The organism is Microbulbifer maximicatervae (SeqCode), from assembly GCF_052467325.1.
The window spans coordinates 4,268,242-4,282,073 of record NZ_CP174310.1; the positions used below are offsets into that span (position 1 = coordinate 4,268,242).

12 protein-coding genes and 1 tRNA gene are annotated in these 13,832 nt (G+C 48.9%); 4 read left to right on the forward strand and 9 right to left on the reverse strand.

Annotation, left to right across the window (positions count from 1 at the left end; translation table 11 throughout):
* Window positions 1-29 precede the first annotated feature (29 nt).
* Window positions 30-1,196, forward strand: coding sequence for a DUF3667 domain-containing protein (locus ACJJIE_RS19045; protein WP_444892672.1), 1,167 nt, complete (start codon window positions 30-32; stop codon window positions 1,194-1,196).
* Window positions 1,197-1,642: 446 nt separating this feature from the next.
* The gene (locus ACJJIE_RS19050) at window positions 1,643-2,368 is read left to right on the forward strand and encodes a CARDB domain-containing protein (protein WP_444892673.1); all 726 of its coding nucleotides are present in this window, start codon (window positions 1,643-1,645) and stop codon (window positions 2,366-2,368) included.
* Between the two features lie 62 nt (window positions 2,369-2,430).
* On the opposite strand, the gene ACJJIE_RS19055 is transcribed toward ACJJIE_RS19050, so the two are convergent.
* Both ACJJIE_RS19055 and ACJJIE_RS19060 read right to left on the reverse strand, forming a co-directional pair.
* Window positions 2,431-2,706 (reverse strand): hypothetical protein, encoded by a 276-nt coding sequence (locus ACJJIE_RS19055; protein ID WP_444892674.1) that lies wholly within the window; start codon window positions 2,704-2,706, stop codon window positions 2,431-2,433.
* A 128-nt stretch (window positions 2,707-2,834) separates the two neighbouring features.
* Window positions 2,835-3,659, reverse strand: coding sequence for a hypothetical protein (locus tag ACJJIE_RS19060; RefSeq protein ID WP_444892675.1), 825 nt, complete (start codon window positions 3,657-3,659; stop codon window positions 2,835-2,837).
* Between the two features lie 506 nt (window positions 3,660-4,165).
* Between ACJJIE_RS19060 and ACJJIE_RS19065 the strand changes: the two genes are divergently transcribed.
* Window positions 4,166-5,110 (forward strand): GlxA family transcriptional regulator, encoded by a 945-nt coding sequence (locus ACJJIE_RS19065; RefSeq protein WP_444892676.1) that lies wholly within the window; start codon window positions 4,166-4,168, stop codon window positions 5,108-5,110.
* Between the two features lie 58 nt (window positions 5,111-5,168).
* Here ACJJIE_RS19065 and ACJJIE_RS19070 read toward each other — a convergent pair whose 3' ends face one another.
* Window positions 5,169-6,182 (reverse strand): zinc-dependent alcohol dehydrogenase family protein, encoded by a 1,014-nt coding sequence (locus ACJJIE_RS19070; protein WP_444892677.1) that lies wholly within the window; start codon window positions 6,180-6,182, stop codon window positions 5,169-5,171.
* 259 nt (window positions 6,183-6,441) lie between these two features.
* Between ACJJIE_RS19070 and ACJJIE_RS19075 the strand changes: the two genes are divergently transcribed.
* Complete coding sequence (locus ACJJIE_RS19075) at window positions 6,442-7,608, forward strand: DUF4268 domain-containing protein (RefSeq protein WP_444892678.1); 1,167 nt, start codon at window positions 6,442-6,444, stop codon at window positions 7,606-7,608.
* Window positions 7,609-7,976: 368 nt separating this feature from the next.
* Here ACJJIE_RS19075 and ACJJIE_RS19080 read toward each other — a convergent pair.
* The 6 genes from ACJJIE_RS19080 to rpsU form a co-directional block, all read right to left on the reverse strand.
* Window positions 7,977-8,053, reverse strand: a tRNA-Ile gene (locus ACJJIE_RS19080).
* Window positions 8,054-8,338: 285 nt separating this feature from the next.
* On the reverse strand, window positions 8,339-8,758 hold the full coding sequence (locus ACJJIE_RS19085) for a diacylglycerol kinase (RefSeq protein WP_282934471.1): 420 nt from the start codon (window positions 8,756-8,758) through the stop codon (window positions 8,339-8,341).
* A 90-nt stretch (window positions 8,759-8,848) separates the two neighbouring features.
* Window positions 8,849-10,714, reverse strand: coding sequence for an RNA polymerase sigma factor RpoD (rpoD, locus tag ACJJIE_RS19090; RefSeq protein WP_444892679.1), 1,866 nt, complete (start codon window positions 10,712-10,714; stop codon window positions 8,849-8,851).
* A 196-nt stretch (window positions 10,715-10,910) separates the two neighbouring features.
* Complete coding sequence (gene dnaG, locus ACJJIE_RS19095) at window positions 10,911-12,875, reverse strand: DNA primase (RefSeq protein WP_444892680.1); 1,965 nt, start codon at window positions 12,873-12,875, stop codon at window positions 10,911-10,913.
* A gap of 15 nt (window positions 12,876-12,890) precedes the next feature.
* On the reverse strand, window positions 12,891-13,337 hold the full coding sequence (locus ACJJIE_RS19100; protein WP_108731584.1) for a GatB/YqeY domain-containing protein: 447 nt from the start codon (window positions 13,335-13,337) through the stop codon (window positions 12,891-12,893).
* Window positions 13,338-13,534: 197 nt separating this feature from the next.
* Window positions 13,535-13,750 (reverse strand): 30S ribosomal protein S21, encoded by a 216-nt coding sequence (gene rpsU, locus ACJJIE_RS19105; RefSeq protein WP_020411530.1) that lies wholly within the window; start codon window positions 13,748-13,750, stop codon window positions 13,535-13,537.
* Window positions 13,751-13,832 lie beyond the last annotated feature (82 nt).

The following is a 13,832-nucleotide window of genomic DNA, read 5'->3' on the forward strand; positions in this document are numbered from 1 at the left end:
GTTAAAGGGAATGTCGAAGGAAGTAGGTCTTGAGTAGTACGACATCAATAGCAAGTGTTTGTAATGAAGATAATAAGTGCGCAAACTGCTGTACACAGTTGTTAGGTCCCCATTGTTATGCTTGTGGTCAGCCCGTTAAAGGTATGGTGCGGCATTTTTCATCTGTAATCGGTGATTTCTTAGATACCTTGTTGGCGTTTGACTCCAGAACATGGAAAACCATACCTGCGCTATTCTTCCGACCAGGGTTTTTAACAACAGAGTATTTTTCTGGTCGTCGTGTTCGATATGTAAGCCCTGTACGGCTATTTATTTTTCTCTGTATCACCAGTCTTTTTGTAACTCGTTTGAGTGGAGACTGGGATATTACCCTTGCTGGCGTTGATATACCTCATGAAAGCTCCCGGTCAGAGATATTGGGAATCGCCCCCTCTTCACATGAGACTGAATTAGTACGAGCTGAAGAGATTCAGCGGAAAGGTTTACTAGCTGAACTTAATGACATTGATGCCAGTTTGATTAAAGCCAAAGAGGAAACTGAAAAGGGGCTTAAAGAGGCTATTGAGAATGAGGTTGAAAGAGGTTATCGCGATGCGCAAATAGCCTCCAGAGAGGGTTTGGCACCTGAAATTCAACCTGAAGGAAATGCCATTGCCGATGATAAAAAGAGCAGATTTATAAGGGTGGATATTGAGGGGCTGCCGAAGCCTTTTCAAGATTGGATTGATGGTAAGGTTCAAAGTGCTAATCAAAATATCAAGCAGGTAACTGAGGATCCAAACCGTTTAAAGAAGGCCTTTCTTAAAGTACTCCCCTATGCACTAATAGTAATGCTGCCTATATTCGCTTTAATGTTGTGGGTGCTATATATTTTTAAGCGCAGGCTCTATATGGAGCATTTTATTGTAGCTTTGCACAGTCATGCATTTATATTTTTAAGTATCCTGATTGCCAATATCTTATACATGATAAGCAGCAAGTTAATCAGTCACTCAATAATGTCTTCTCTTTATGAGAATGCTTTGGTGTCACTGTCTATTTGGGTGCTGATATATTTATTTTGGATGCAGAAGCGAATATATCAGCAGGGTTGGTTCATGACGCTTTGTAAATATTCATTTGTTGGTATGGCCTACTTATGTTTGTTATCTGTTAGCGTAGCACTCACCATAGTTTGGAGCTTGGCTGAACTGTAGCGATAGTTGGGTGCCTTTGTGGTCTGCGATTCACGTATATGGAGAGCTCTGCAGGCCTTATTGCTATCTCCAGGGATTCTAGCTTTACCTGCTTCTGACTCTGTTCGGTAGGATGATGGCTGTATTTTATAGCCTGGGAGAATTATAGGTGGTTGGTTATTCCACTTGTGAATTATTTTAGCTACTTTTAACCTTCTGAGGTTAATAACCTTTGGAAGGTTGTTTTAGTAGCTCTAATTGTTTTTAGAAATTTATAGATTGGTATTATTTGATTTGTTGTTGAATTTTATACACGCTAATAAAATGCCCGCCATAATTTTATCAATCTTAATAGATCTGCTGTAAAGTCTGCTTACAATCGCCCTGCTCATAAATTCTGTTTTAACTGTGCAAGAGCACTATATTGGGCAAATTCAATATGTATTTTTAATTCAAAGGAGGGAGTTATGTCTAAATTTATTTTGCGTATATTCATTGTAGTTACTACTTATTTCTTCACGGTTGCCAGTTATGCAGATCCAATTCAAGATTTAAGTATGCAAAACTATGAAGCGGGTTGGTTTCCAAATTATTGGCAGGGGCAGGGTCCACTGACATGTCGTCGGACTTGTGCAATTTGGGTTGGAGGGGTGCCTGAGTCAGAGGTTGCTACTGACCTGATAGATGATTTTGAATCTACCAGTGTTTGTAAGGTAACTCGCGACCCTGAAATAATCGAGAAACCTGTCAATGACCCATCATCTCACTGGCTCTATGGTAATCAGTTTGACGATAAGTCGGTTTGCTATGTCGGAACCCCTTATGGTGTCAAAGAAGATGATCACTATATGTGTCTGTGTGTATGTAATAAACCTGACCTGATAGTGAGCCAAATCTATGATCCGATCTGGAATCCTGGAACCGGGCAATCCATCATCGTAGTCGATATCACTAATATAGGTGCTCTGGCAGCGCCAATCAGCCAGGCTCGCCTTTTAGATATTGATACATTAGCCAACGATGTACAGGCGACGCCTGCAATTCCAGCAGGTGGCACTGTAAGTATTGTATTTACTTTGGGTTACTGGGTTTTTGATCCGGATGCGGTTTTAGAGGTAACTGCTGACTTTACCAATCTCGTCGATGAGTGTAACGAAAATAACAATACACTGACTTATGCCGAGCAAGGGTAGTAGTAGATAGGGGGAGAGCTCCCGGAACTAAGCCGTAGGGAGCTTTGAGATACTAAATAAAATTAGCTAGAAAGAAACACATTAATAACCTGGCAGCTTTCTTTATCCACCGCGGCATTAGGCTGTTCATTACCGACTGTTTGCTCCCCTGGTATTTTAGGTAGCACGAGATACATTCGTGGATAGTCTCGGACTATATAATCTTTTTTATCTGCACTCAGCCAAGGGTATTCAGCGGCAATGGCTGTTACTCCACGGAGTAAAGCGATACCATCTGTGCAACTATTAGGAGTAGTTGCTGTGGTGAGCATGGCAAAAGCTAATGAAGAGAAGTTCATAATCTCTGCTATCCCAATGGGTCTTCAGACTGACGTTATGTTTATTCTGGGGACAGTATAGCTGAGCTTGATTATGAGCAACAGATAGCTCTATTAAAGCGGCCAGCCGAAGCTGGCCATCTTCTGCACTATGCGTGCTCTACAGAGGTTTCTTCGACTTTCTCCCAGAGGCGTGTCTCTGTCGGACTAATTAATTTGGACAAAAGGTTCGGGGCCACAGAGGTTAGCCCAATAAAACCAACTATCGCACGGAAAATAAATGAGTCAAGCCAGTAGATAAGGCCTATTAACAGTATTGCTATCACAAGTGACGGTAGAGTGGCTTGCAAACGAGACCGCTGAATATACTGATAATCCATTGTCTCAGGTAGTTGTTTCTCGATACGTTCTAATGCGTGCGCTTTTACTGTTTGATTTAAGAACTCAACAGAATGGGTCTTATCCCCGTGCTTGATAGTTATTACATCTGAATTATGGTCACTGCTAAGTGAACTTATTTCATTGAGAGGGATTCGTGCTGCGGTATCAGGTTTACACAAATGATATATTTCTTCAGGGGATTTCCCCGCTTGATAGGCGGATTGAGCAGTTGAAGCCTGTTCTTTCGGGATATCAAAATAGACGAGTTCATCTCCTTCTAAGGCGACGAGGTAGTTATCATCGATATCAAGCCAGGACGTCTCAGTATAAAAGCCCTCGGGTAGTGCTTTTTTTGACTCCCTTACAAACAAGAAGCTTAAAATCCAATATAAGACGAGGCAGATACCTATAGTGATAGGTGCTGCTTGAATCAGGTTTCCTACAGGTGTGTTATTTTCGACCCAACTTAATGATTCATTGTTGGCACGAGAGTAATAGTTTGACAGAAAGTAAGTCAGAATAAGGAAAACTAAAATACATACTGTACGTACCACTGATTTTCTTTTTTGTCCGGGGGACTTCTGTAACGCCATTTAATACATCCTTACTGTATTTCTTGTGCTTTAGGTATTGGTACTTTTGGAGTAATAATTTTTTTATAGAGTGGAAACTTGGTGTAGGTGCAAAATACAACTGCAGTTTGTTTGGTGAATAAAACTGAAGGTTAACTCTAAATTAATTTTTTTTACTTGACCGGCATCATGGTTGGTTCAGTTGCGCCATGAGTATTTTATCAATGATTATTTGCTGTTGAGTAAAATTTCCTACTTAGGATAAGAGCTGAACAATTTGGTACGAACAGTTTAGACAATAAGAAGCTTACAAATATTGAGCAGCTGAATGTGAGAGTTTTAATTGCTGTGGGATTTGGACTGACTAGCTAATTTTCTGTTAGCCTTATGAGATTGGGTGGTTCAGTTTCATGGAGATAGTTCTATGTTGAGCTAGTTCAGGTGAAGCACCAATGTCGTTTTATGTCGTAAGTGTGTCATAGCAGACGTACCCACTGGAGTACAATTCCCTGTGTGGAGGAGATGCTATGACCAAGAAGATAGGTTTTTTTGTTGCTGATGGATTCCAGGCGTTAGACCTTTTTGGCCCCTTGGATGCCTTTATGGAGACTAATAGTTTCGTTAGTGAGGCCTATACAAGTCGCTTGATAGGCTTAAGCAAGGCGCCAGTTAAAACCGCGTACGGCCAAGCCCTATCCGTGGATTTTGATATTTACCAAGATACGGAAATTGATTACCTGGTCATTACTGGCGGTACTGGGATGCGGCAGCTGCGCTTAAGTCCAAAGCAGGTAAATGCGCTGCGTGCAATCGCAGACAAAGCAGAGCGCGTCTTGAGTATCTGTACAGGTGCATTCTTACTAACAGATATATTTCCGGAACAACAGCACCGTATTACCACTCACTGGCGGCATTGCCGGCAGCTTGCCGAGAAAGCAGTCAATTATCAGGTTGAGCAGGACCCTTTGTTTATTGAAAGCGGAAAACTGTGGTCTTCAGCGGGAATTCTATCTGGAGTCGACTTGGCCCTGGAAGTAATTCGCCAGGATTATGGCAATACTATTGCGGCCAGTGTGGCTAAAGACCTGGTGGTTTATCTGCAACGCAGGGGAGGGCAGTCCCAGTACTCTGATCTGCTTAAAGTGCAATCCAGCGACAGTATGAGGCTCAATCCTCTATTGGAGTGGCTGTCGGAGAATTACCAGAAATCAATCAGCGTTTCCGATATGGCGGAGCGTATTTCCGTCAGCGATCGCCAGTTAACTCGCTTGTTCAAGCAACATCTTAATAGCACCCCCGGACATTATCTAAACCAACTCCGTTTAAACCGGGCGCGGGATTTAATCACCTGTGAATCAGCAAGCCTTGTTCAGGTGGCTCGGCAGGTAGGGTTTGCGAGCTATGATAGCTTTCGTCGGGCTTTTTATGGCCAATTTGGAGTGTCTCCCTCATATTTCAGTAGGAATCGTTAAGCCGCGCTCTCACAAGTGTCTTAGCTTTAAGAGTGCGGCGAGATTGAGAGCTATTCCATTACCACTCGACGCAGATCTTGCCAAAGTGCGACCCGCTGGCTTGGTACTCAAATGCCGCAGCCAGTTCCTCCATAGGGTAAGACTTATCAATCACTGGCTGTATTTGGCTGGTTTCCAATGCGGTGACATATTCCCGTTGATCCCTACGGCTTCCAACGATCAAGCCCTGTAACCGGGCCTGCTTGGCCATCAACAGTGCCGTGGGCACTTCTCCCGAGCGGCCCGTTAAAACACCAATCAATGAAATATGGCCGCCAACTCTGACTGAATGGATCGATTGCTCTAGTGTACCGGGGCCACCGAGCTCAATAATATGGTCCGCACCTTTGCCTTCCGTCAGCTCCATAACCTTTTTTGACCACTGTGTATGAGTGCGATAGTTGACGCCATGATCGGCGCCTAATTTTTTAGCGCGCTCCAGTTTCTCGTCGGAAGAAGAAGTAACAATAACCTTGGCCCCCAGTATTTTGGCAATCTGAATTACCGTAATAGATACTCCGCCAGTGCCTAGAGTCAATATTGTGTCGCCAGGTTTTACCTTGCCGTCTACTACCAATGCCCGCCAAGCAGTAAGGCCTGCGGTAGTAATGGTTGCCGCCTGGGCGTAGCTCCAGCCTTTTGGGGCAAGGGTAAAAGCGCTCTGATCGCACACAACAAACTCAGCGGCCATCCCATTGATACCGTCACCAGGCGTATTGGCAAAGTTACCCACGGAAGCCATAGGCGTACCTGCTGGCCACTGAGGGAAAAAGCACGACACAACAGAATCGCCGACCTGAAAATCGGTAACATCCTCACCAACTGCATTCACGATACCGCCGCCATCAGACATCAGAATACGGCCGTCTTCTGTGGGAATACCGCCGTTGGCAACCAAAAGATCGTGGAAGTTGAGGGAGGAGGCTTTAATTGCAACACGGATTTGGCCTGGGCCGGGTGCTCCCGGGTCAGCGATGTCACTAGCCGAAATGTTTTCTAGTCCGCCTGGTGATTTTAGCGCTATTACTTTCATTATTTCTTCCCTATGTGTTGAGTGATAGTTCCCTATACCCAAGTGTACGGAAGTTAATCATCGAGTTTAACAGGCCTAAATTGATGTCTATGAATGAGGTCATTAAGCTGCGATGGCAATTATCTATGTCAATCTCTTCTGTGATTCATAAGCCTTAGATAGACTGGGGTTAATTGTAGTGGCATATACGTAGGTAACCAGCGACCAGGCGTAATAAGCACATTTATAGCTCTTAAATACCCAAAACCGAGGTCTATCAATGTATCAAATTGACAGGAATACTAATCGACTCGAGCCACTTAAGTTGAAAAAGTTTTCTGATTTAGGCTTCCGTGAACGCGAACATCTGCAAGAGTGGTTAGCAGCCAATCCCGAAGTACTGGGTGAGGAATTGCTTATTATTCAAAAGGAATTTGATGGTTTTAATGAGACTCGTGAACGCTTAGACCTGCTTGCCCTGGATAAACATGGTCATTTAGTAATTATTGAAAATAAACTCGATGATTCTGGACGTGATGTAGTATGGCAAGCACTAAAGTACGCGTCCTACTGCGCCAGCCTAACAAAAAGTCAGATCATAGAAATCTATCAGCGTTTTCTTGATAAAAGAGGTTGCGAGCAGAATCAAAGTGCGCGGGAACGATTAGTGGAATTCTTTGCTGATAGGGATTTCGATGAGCTGATTTTGAACCCTGATGCTGAGCAGCGCATCATTCTTGTTGCTGCGCATTTTCGTCGTGAAGTAACTTCTACCGCACACTGGTTGATGCGTCATAACCTGCGTCTTCAGTGTATTAAGGCTGTGCCTTACGCGAAAGGAGATCAATTATTCCTGAGTCTAGAGCAGATATTACCAATGAAAGAGGTCGAGGAATATGTGATCGGTCTGGCAGAAAAGAAGCAGGAAGAGCAGACCAATGCTCGTGAGCTAGCTCAGCGCCACCATACACGGCGAGAGTTCTGGAAGCAGTTCATTGAAATTATGCGTGAAAGTGACTGTAGGTTATTTGATAATGCAAATGCCATGACTCAGAACAGTCTCCGAGGGCGATCTGGTTTGACTAAGGTGACTTATCAAGTTGTATTGAATCAAGACTCTATCCGGGCTGAATTTGTCATAGGACGTTCAGAGCGTGATGAAAATAAATATTTGTTTGATTCTTTGTTTTCTAAAAAGAATAAAATTGAGTCGCGCTTTGGTGATACTTTGGTGTGGGACCGTCTGGATAGTTATATCGGCTCCAGGGTATTTACAGAAATTTCAGCAAATGGCCACAATAAAGAAGAATGGCTGACGCTGAACAGTTGGTTATGCCAGAAAATTACAAGTTTGGAAGAAGCATTTTCTCCGGAGATTGGGCATTGCAGAGAGCTTCTGACTACAATGCAAAATAATCTGTCACAATTTAATGAAGTACTAGAGTGAAACATGGCGGACTTATACTCCTTAAGACGTGCATAAAATTTTAAGCTTATTGCCTCCTTTAAACTTGGTTTATGAGTTCAAAAGTCAGTTTCATTTGAGATAAATATATTAAGACCTCACTGTAACTTTGGGATGCAAAAAGTGAGCACTCATTTCCAAAATTAGGAGTGGATGTTACTACACCAGAAAAGAAGCTGATCTTTCGCAGCTTATCGGCAAAACTTTAAATATATATTTTTTAACGAGTAAAGTTGCTCGAGCAACGATAAATCATGTATTTTTGATGCGAAATGGGATTGGTACCCAGTGGTTTGATTTTTTCACTAGGTCTTAAGCAAAAATCACAACGTATTGTGAACATAAGAAGGTGGTGGGCCCTCCGGGACTCGAACCCAGGACCTGCCGATTATGAGTCGGATGCTCTAACCAACTGAGCTAAGGGCCCACACATTGCTTGCGAGGATCGTTGCAAGCGGTTGGGAAAAGTACAAGATTTTCCCTTGCAAATCAATGCCTTTGTTAGCACTCAAAGCCGATATGGGCAAATTCTTGAAATCTTCTTTCCCTGTTGCTCAAGCTTTCGCCAACAACTGAATCTTTATGGGGTAGACGTCCACCTTGCGAAAGCTGCCAAACACCTTAATTGGTTCGGTAGTCTTAACTAGAAGCTGCAATTGGTACAGTTGTTTTGTTTATGCGAAATGGAGGTCAAAATCTCATACTAAAGTATTTAAATCGGCAGTTTGGGGATAAGGATACAGCACCAAACCAGGAATGCAGCAAAGAGGGCGACGGCCACGGCGGCGGAGCCTGTGTCTTTAGCAATCTTGGCCAGTGGGTGTTTCTCGGGGCCGATGCGGTCCACGGTCGCCTCAATAGCGCTGTTGATAAGTTCTATTGGGAGGACAAACATCACGGCTGCAATCAATATGGCGCGCTCAGTAGGTGTCTCCCCGGCCCAGAGTGCGAGAGGCACCATTAGGCAGGCGGCAATTACTTCCTGGCGAAAAGCTTCCTCATTGCGCCATGCAGCGACGAGCCCCTGACTGGAGTAGCTAGTGGCAGCCAGGAGGCGCGCAAACCCTTTCTTGCCGGGCTTGTTGGCAAGCTCTTCAGATTTTTCCTGCTTATTCGCCATTTCTTTTTGCATGCTTATCTCCTGCTTTCACTAAGCCTGCGCGGGGAGGTCATCTTTATGTCACAAAAAAAAGCCCGGTTGAACCGGGCTTTAGTCTAGCGCTTACTCGTCGAGGAAGCTGCGTAAATGCTCCGACCTGGAGGGGTGTCGCAGCTTGCGCAATGCTTTCGCTTCGATCTGACGGATACGCTCGCGGGTTACGTCAAACTGTTTGCCCACCTCTTCCAGCGTGTGGTCGGTATTCATATCAATACCGAAACGCATACGCAGTACCTTGGCTTCACGGGCGGTGAGGCCGGAGAGTACGGAGCGGGTAGCGTCGTGCAGTCCAGTTTGAGTGGCGGTATCCACCGGCGAGGATTGATTTTGATCCTCGATAAAGTCACCCAGGTGGGAGTCTTCGTCGTCGCCGATAGGCGTCTCCATGGAGATCGGCTCTTTGGCGATCTTGAGGACTTTGCGCACCTTGTCTTCCGGCATTTCCATGCGCTCGCCCAGTTCTTCCGGAGTGGGCTCGCGACCCATTTCCTGCAGCATCTGGCGGCTGATACGGTTGAGCTTATTAATAGTCTCAATCATATGTACCGGGATACGGATGGTGCGGGCCTGGTCTGCAATAGAGCGGGTAATGGCCTGGCGAATCCACCAGGTGGCATAAGTGGAGAATTTGTAACCGCGGCGGTATTCGAACTTATCCACAGCCTTCATCAAGCCGATGTTGCCCTCCTGGATCAGGTCCAGGAACTGCAGGCCGCGGTTGGTGTACTTCTTGGCGATAGAGATAACCAGACGCAGGTTGGCTTCGACCATCTCTTTCTTGGCGCGGCGTGAACGGGCCTCACCAATGGACATGCGGCGGTTGATCTCTTTGATCTGGCCTACGTCCAGCTTAGCGCGCTCCTGGAACTGAGCCAGTTTGCGCTGGGCGCGAACAACTTCGTCTACGACGTGGCGCAGGGCATCGGAGTAATCGCGCTTTTTCTTGATGATTGCGGGAATCCAATCATCATTGGTCTCGTTGCCGGGGAATTCCTTGATAAAAGTCTTGCGCGGCATGCGGGCGCGTTTGATACACATGGCCATAACCACGCGTTCTTGCTCGCGTACGCTGTCGAGTACGTAACGAACTTCACCATAGAGTGGTTCGAACTGGCGGGGAGCCAGTTTAAAGAAGCGGAATACATCGCCAACGGCTTCGAGGGCCTGGCCAGCTTCTTTGGAGTCGCGGCCGTGGGCGGCGATGGCTTCGTCGGCAGCTTTCTGTGCGGCGATCAGCGCGTTCATGCGTTCGGCGAGCTCTTCGGGGTCGATACCGCCGGTAGCTTCCTCTTCCTCGTCGCTGCTGTCGTCATCGCTGTCGTCGTCGTCATCATCATCGGAATCTGATGACTCCGGCGCGCTGGCAGCGGCGGCGGCTTGGCCGGCCTGGGCTCCGGGCGGAACCTCGTCGGCGGGGTCGAGCCAACCGGAGATAATATCGGGGATGCGGCGCTCTTCTTTCTCGATCAGAGCGTACTCATCGATGATCTGCTGCACTGCACCCGGCCAGTAGGCCAGGGCGGCCATCAGTTCGCGCAGGCCCTCTTCGATACGCTTGGCAATGGCGATCTCGCCTTCGCGCGTGAGCAGCTCTACGGTGCCCATTTCGCGCATATACATGCGTACTGGATCGGTGGTTCGGCCTACGTCGGACTCTACGGCTGCCAGGGCAGCGGCAGCTTCGGCTGCGGCGATTTCATCAGCGGAGCTGTCGCCTTCAGCCATCAACAACTCTTCGGCATCCGGTGCGGTTTCAAACACCTTGATGCCCATGTCGTTGATCATGCCAATAATGTCTTCCACCTGATCGGGATCGGAAATATCTTCCGGTAGGTGGTCATTTACCTCGGCATAGGTCAGATAGCCCTGCTCTTTACCGCGGGCGATCAGTTCCTTAATGCGGGACTGTTGCTGGGTTTTGTCGGTCATGCACAACCCTGAATTCTGGGAATGAAAATACGGGACAAAGACGCGGGATTATAGCGTATTTGCACTAGCAATAACCACTCTAGCTGTCAAGTAACGGCGTAGGTGCGATGTTTAGGGTGCTGGGGTTCCCGATCCCGCCCGGCGGGGGTGAGTGAATATAGTGCTGAGCCCGCAGTTTTCAAGGGGTTGGCGCTTATTAATTCTGCTTTTTTCGCCAATTGGCTAATAGAGCCAGTTGTTCTTCGGGGCTCAACTGGGCGCTGTTCCTGAGTTGATCGAGTAAATCGCGGTTGCGCTGTTTGTCTGCAGCTTGTTTCAGGCGCAGTAGACAGTCGTTAAATTCGGTGTGCGGATCGTATTCCAGGTTGCTGTCATCCTGGGCGAGTTGGCGCGCGACCGATACCAGTGGAGAAATAGCGAGCTTGGCCAGGGTATCGCAAGATTCTGCGCTGTGGTGTGCACGCCAGTGGCCGATCAATTGATAGAAATTTAATTGGGGGCGGCTTTTGTACAGTTCCACCAGCTGGATAAACAATGCCAGGTCTGTATTGCCGTCGATGGGGAATTGCTTTGGATTTTCGATTTGTGCTGCCAGCTCCGGGTGGTGCAACAGCAGGGCGATCAGCATGCGCTCTGGTGGCAGGAGATATTGGCTCTGGTGGTGCGGACTGTCGTAACTCGGTGCTGCACTTTCACTGGAGTTGCTGTCGCGCTGCCAGGGTTCCGGCGGTGTGCGGTGCTCCAGCTCCTCGTGAGGGGAGGGTGCTTGGTTTGGCTCTCCCGGTGCAGCTGTAGGTTGCGGGTGGGGCTGTTGCGGCGTGCGAGCTTTTTCTGTGCGGATAACCTCTTGCAGGGTTTCCTTGTCGAGCCCGGTGCGCGAGGCCAGTTGTTGGAACATCAGCTGGCGGTAGACGCCATCGGGCAGCAGGTCCAGCAGGGGGGCGGCGAGTTTGGACAGGCGCGCGCGGCCGTCCATGGTCTGCAGGTTGATATCTTCGCTCAGCAGGTCGAAGAGAAAATCTTCCAGCGGTAGGGATTGCTCCTTAATTAGCTGCTGGAAACGTTCACCGCCCAGTTGGCGTACCAGGGTGTCCGGGTCCTCGCCTTCCGGCAGCAGCAGGAAGCGCAGGCTGCGCCCGTCCTGCATCTGCGGCAGGGCCGACTCCAGAGCGCGGCGGGCGGCAGCGCGGCCGGCACGGTCGCCGTCAAAGCAAAACAGCAGTTCCGAGGTGTGGCGGAAGGCGAGCTGAATATGGTCTTCGCCACAAGCGGTGCCCAGGGTGGCGACGGCGCAGCGGATATCGAACTGGGCCAGTGCCACCACATCCATATAGCCTTCAACCACAATCAGGCGCTCTAAATTGCGGTTGGCCTGGCGCGCTTCCCACAGGCCGTAGAGTTCGCGGCTCTTGTGGAAAATCGGGGTTTCCGGGGAGTTCAGGTACTTGGGTTTGTCGTCGCCCAGTACCCGCCCGCCAAAGGCGATGGCGCGCCCGCGCTGGTCGCGGATCGGGAAAATAATACGGTTGCGGAAGCGGTCGTAGTGGTGGCGCGCGTTGGGCTTGGTGTTGCCATCACTGTCCTGGCGGCGAATGGCCAGGCCTGCCAGTTCCAGTTGATCCGCTTTCTCGGGGGTATCGGCTAATGCATTGAGCAGGTTGTCCCAGCCCGGGGGCGCAAGGCCGATACCAAAGTCCCGGGCAATCTCACCGGAGAGACCGCGATTGCGCAGGTAGGCCACCGCATTGCCTGCGGCGGGGTGGTTGCGCAGCTGTTCACGGTAGTAGTCGGCGGCTTTCTCTGTGAACTGGTAGAGAGATTGACTCTCCCGCTGGCGCTTTTCTTGCCCCGGTGCCAGTTGTTCCCTGGGAACTTCCAGTCCACGGGTGGCCGCGAGTTTTTCCACCGCTTCTGGGAAGGGCAGGCGGTCGTACTCCATGAGGAAGCCGATGGCATTGCCATTGGCGCCGCAGCCGAAACAGTAATAAAACTGCTTGTCCGCACTCACGGTAAACGATGGGGTTTTCTCGTCGTGGAAGGGGCAGCAGGCAGAGTAGTTTTTGCCGGTTTTACGCAGCTTGACCCGGCTGTCCACCAGCTCGACGATATCTGCCCTTGCGAGCAGATCGTCGATAAAGTGCTGGGGTATCTTGCCGGCCATGGGGATTCGCTCAGCTTAGGCCAGTTGGGCCTTCACCAGTTTGCTCACCGCGCCCATATCTGCACGGCCCTGCACCTGGGGTTTAACCTGGGCGATGACTTTGCCCATATCCGCCATGCTGTTGGCACCGGTGTCTTTGACGGCGGAGGCAACGATATCGGTGATCTCAGCTTCGCTCAGCTGCTTCGGCAGGAATTCCTGGATAACTTCAATTTCAGCCTGCTCTACTGCTGCCAGTTCAGCCCGGCCAGCTTTCTCGTACTGGGTAATGGAGTCGCGGCGCTGCTTGGTCATTTTGTCCAGCAGGGCGAGGATGCGGGCGTCATCCAGGTCGATGCGCTCGTCGACTTCAACGCGTTTGATCTCGGCGTTGATCAGGCGCAGGGTGGCCAGGCGCTCTTTGTCTCGCGCTTTCATTGCGTCTTTAGTGGCTTGAGTCAGGGTTTCCTTGAGAGTGCTCATAGTGAGTGTTCCGAGATTGTTGGCAATGAATTTTGGATCAGGGGCTTAGGATAGCTTGTCTGCTGGGCGGGGGAAATGCGTTAGCCCAAACGAAAAACGGCGCGCGAGTATGGCTCGCACGCCGTTCTTTATAGCTCCGCTACGGGCTAAGCCCGTCCGGCCGCCTCGCTGCGACAGGCTTATGCAGCCTGCGGCTCTTAGTAGAGACGCTGGAACTTGCGGTTTTCGCGCTGAAGCTTTTTAGCGTGACGCTTTACAGCGGCAGCAGCTTTGCGCTTACGAACAGCGGTGGGCTTCTCGTAGAACTCGCGACGACGTACTTCAGACAGTACGCCTGCTTTTTCACAGGAGCGCTTGAAACGGCGCAGGGCGATATCGAAAGGTTCGTTGTCTTTGATTCGTACAGAGGGCATTAGGATACCTGTTAAAATTCGTTTCTCTCGGCCATTCCGGCAATGCTCTCGCAGTTGCATCCGGTGGCCGGTTCACAGCGAG

What these genes read in the sequence shown, in the direction of transcription:
- rpoD (WP_444892679.1), bottom strand. Translation starts at nt 10,714, where the DNA reads ATGACCGACAAAACCCAGCAACAGTCCCGCATTAAGGAACTGATCGCC.
- rpsU (WP_020411530.1), bottom strand. Translation starts at nt 13,750, where the DNA reads ATGCCCTCTGTACGAATCAAAGACAACGAACCTTTCGATATCGCCCTG.
- ACJJIE_RS19060 (WP_444892675.1), bottom strand. Translation starts at nt 3,659, where the DNA reads ATGGCGTTACAGAAGTCCCCCGGACAAAAAAGAAAATCAGTGGTACGT.
- ACJJIE_RS19055 (WP_444892674.1), bottom strand. Translation starts at nt 2,706, where the DNA reads ATGAACTTCTCTTCATTAGCTTTTGCCATGCTCACCACAGCAACTACT.
- ACJJIE_RS19075 (WP_444892678.1), top strand. Translation starts at nt 6,442, where the DNA reads ATGTATCAAATTGACAGGAATACTAATCGACTCGAGCCACTTAAGTTG.
- dnaG (WP_444892680.1), bottom strand. Translation starts at nt 12,875, where the DNA reads ATGGCCGGCAAGATACCCCAGCACTTTATCGACGATCTGCTCGCAAGG.
- ACJJIE_RS19065 (WP_444892676.1), top strand. Translation starts at nt 4,166, where the DNA reads ATGACCAAGAAGATAGGTTTTTTTGTTGCTGATGGATTCCAGGCGTTA.
- ACJJIE_RS19100 (WP_108731584.1), bottom strand. Translation starts at nt 13,337, where the DNA reads ATGAGCACTCTCAAGGAAACCCTGACTCAAGCCACTAAAGACGCAATG.
- ACJJIE_RS19050 (WP_444892673.1), top strand. Translation starts at nt 1,643, where the DNA reads ATGTCTAAATTTATTTTGCGTATATTCATTGTAGTTACTACTTATTTC.
- ACJJIE_RS19085 (WP_282934471.1), bottom strand. Translation starts at nt 8,758, where the DNA reads ATGCAAAAAGAAATGGCGAATAAGCAGGAAAAATCTGAAGAGCTTGCC.
- ACJJIE_RS19070 (WP_444892677.1), bottom strand. Translation starts at nt 6,182, where the DNA reads ATGAAAGTAATAGCGCTAAAATCACCAGGCGGACTAGAAAACATTTCG.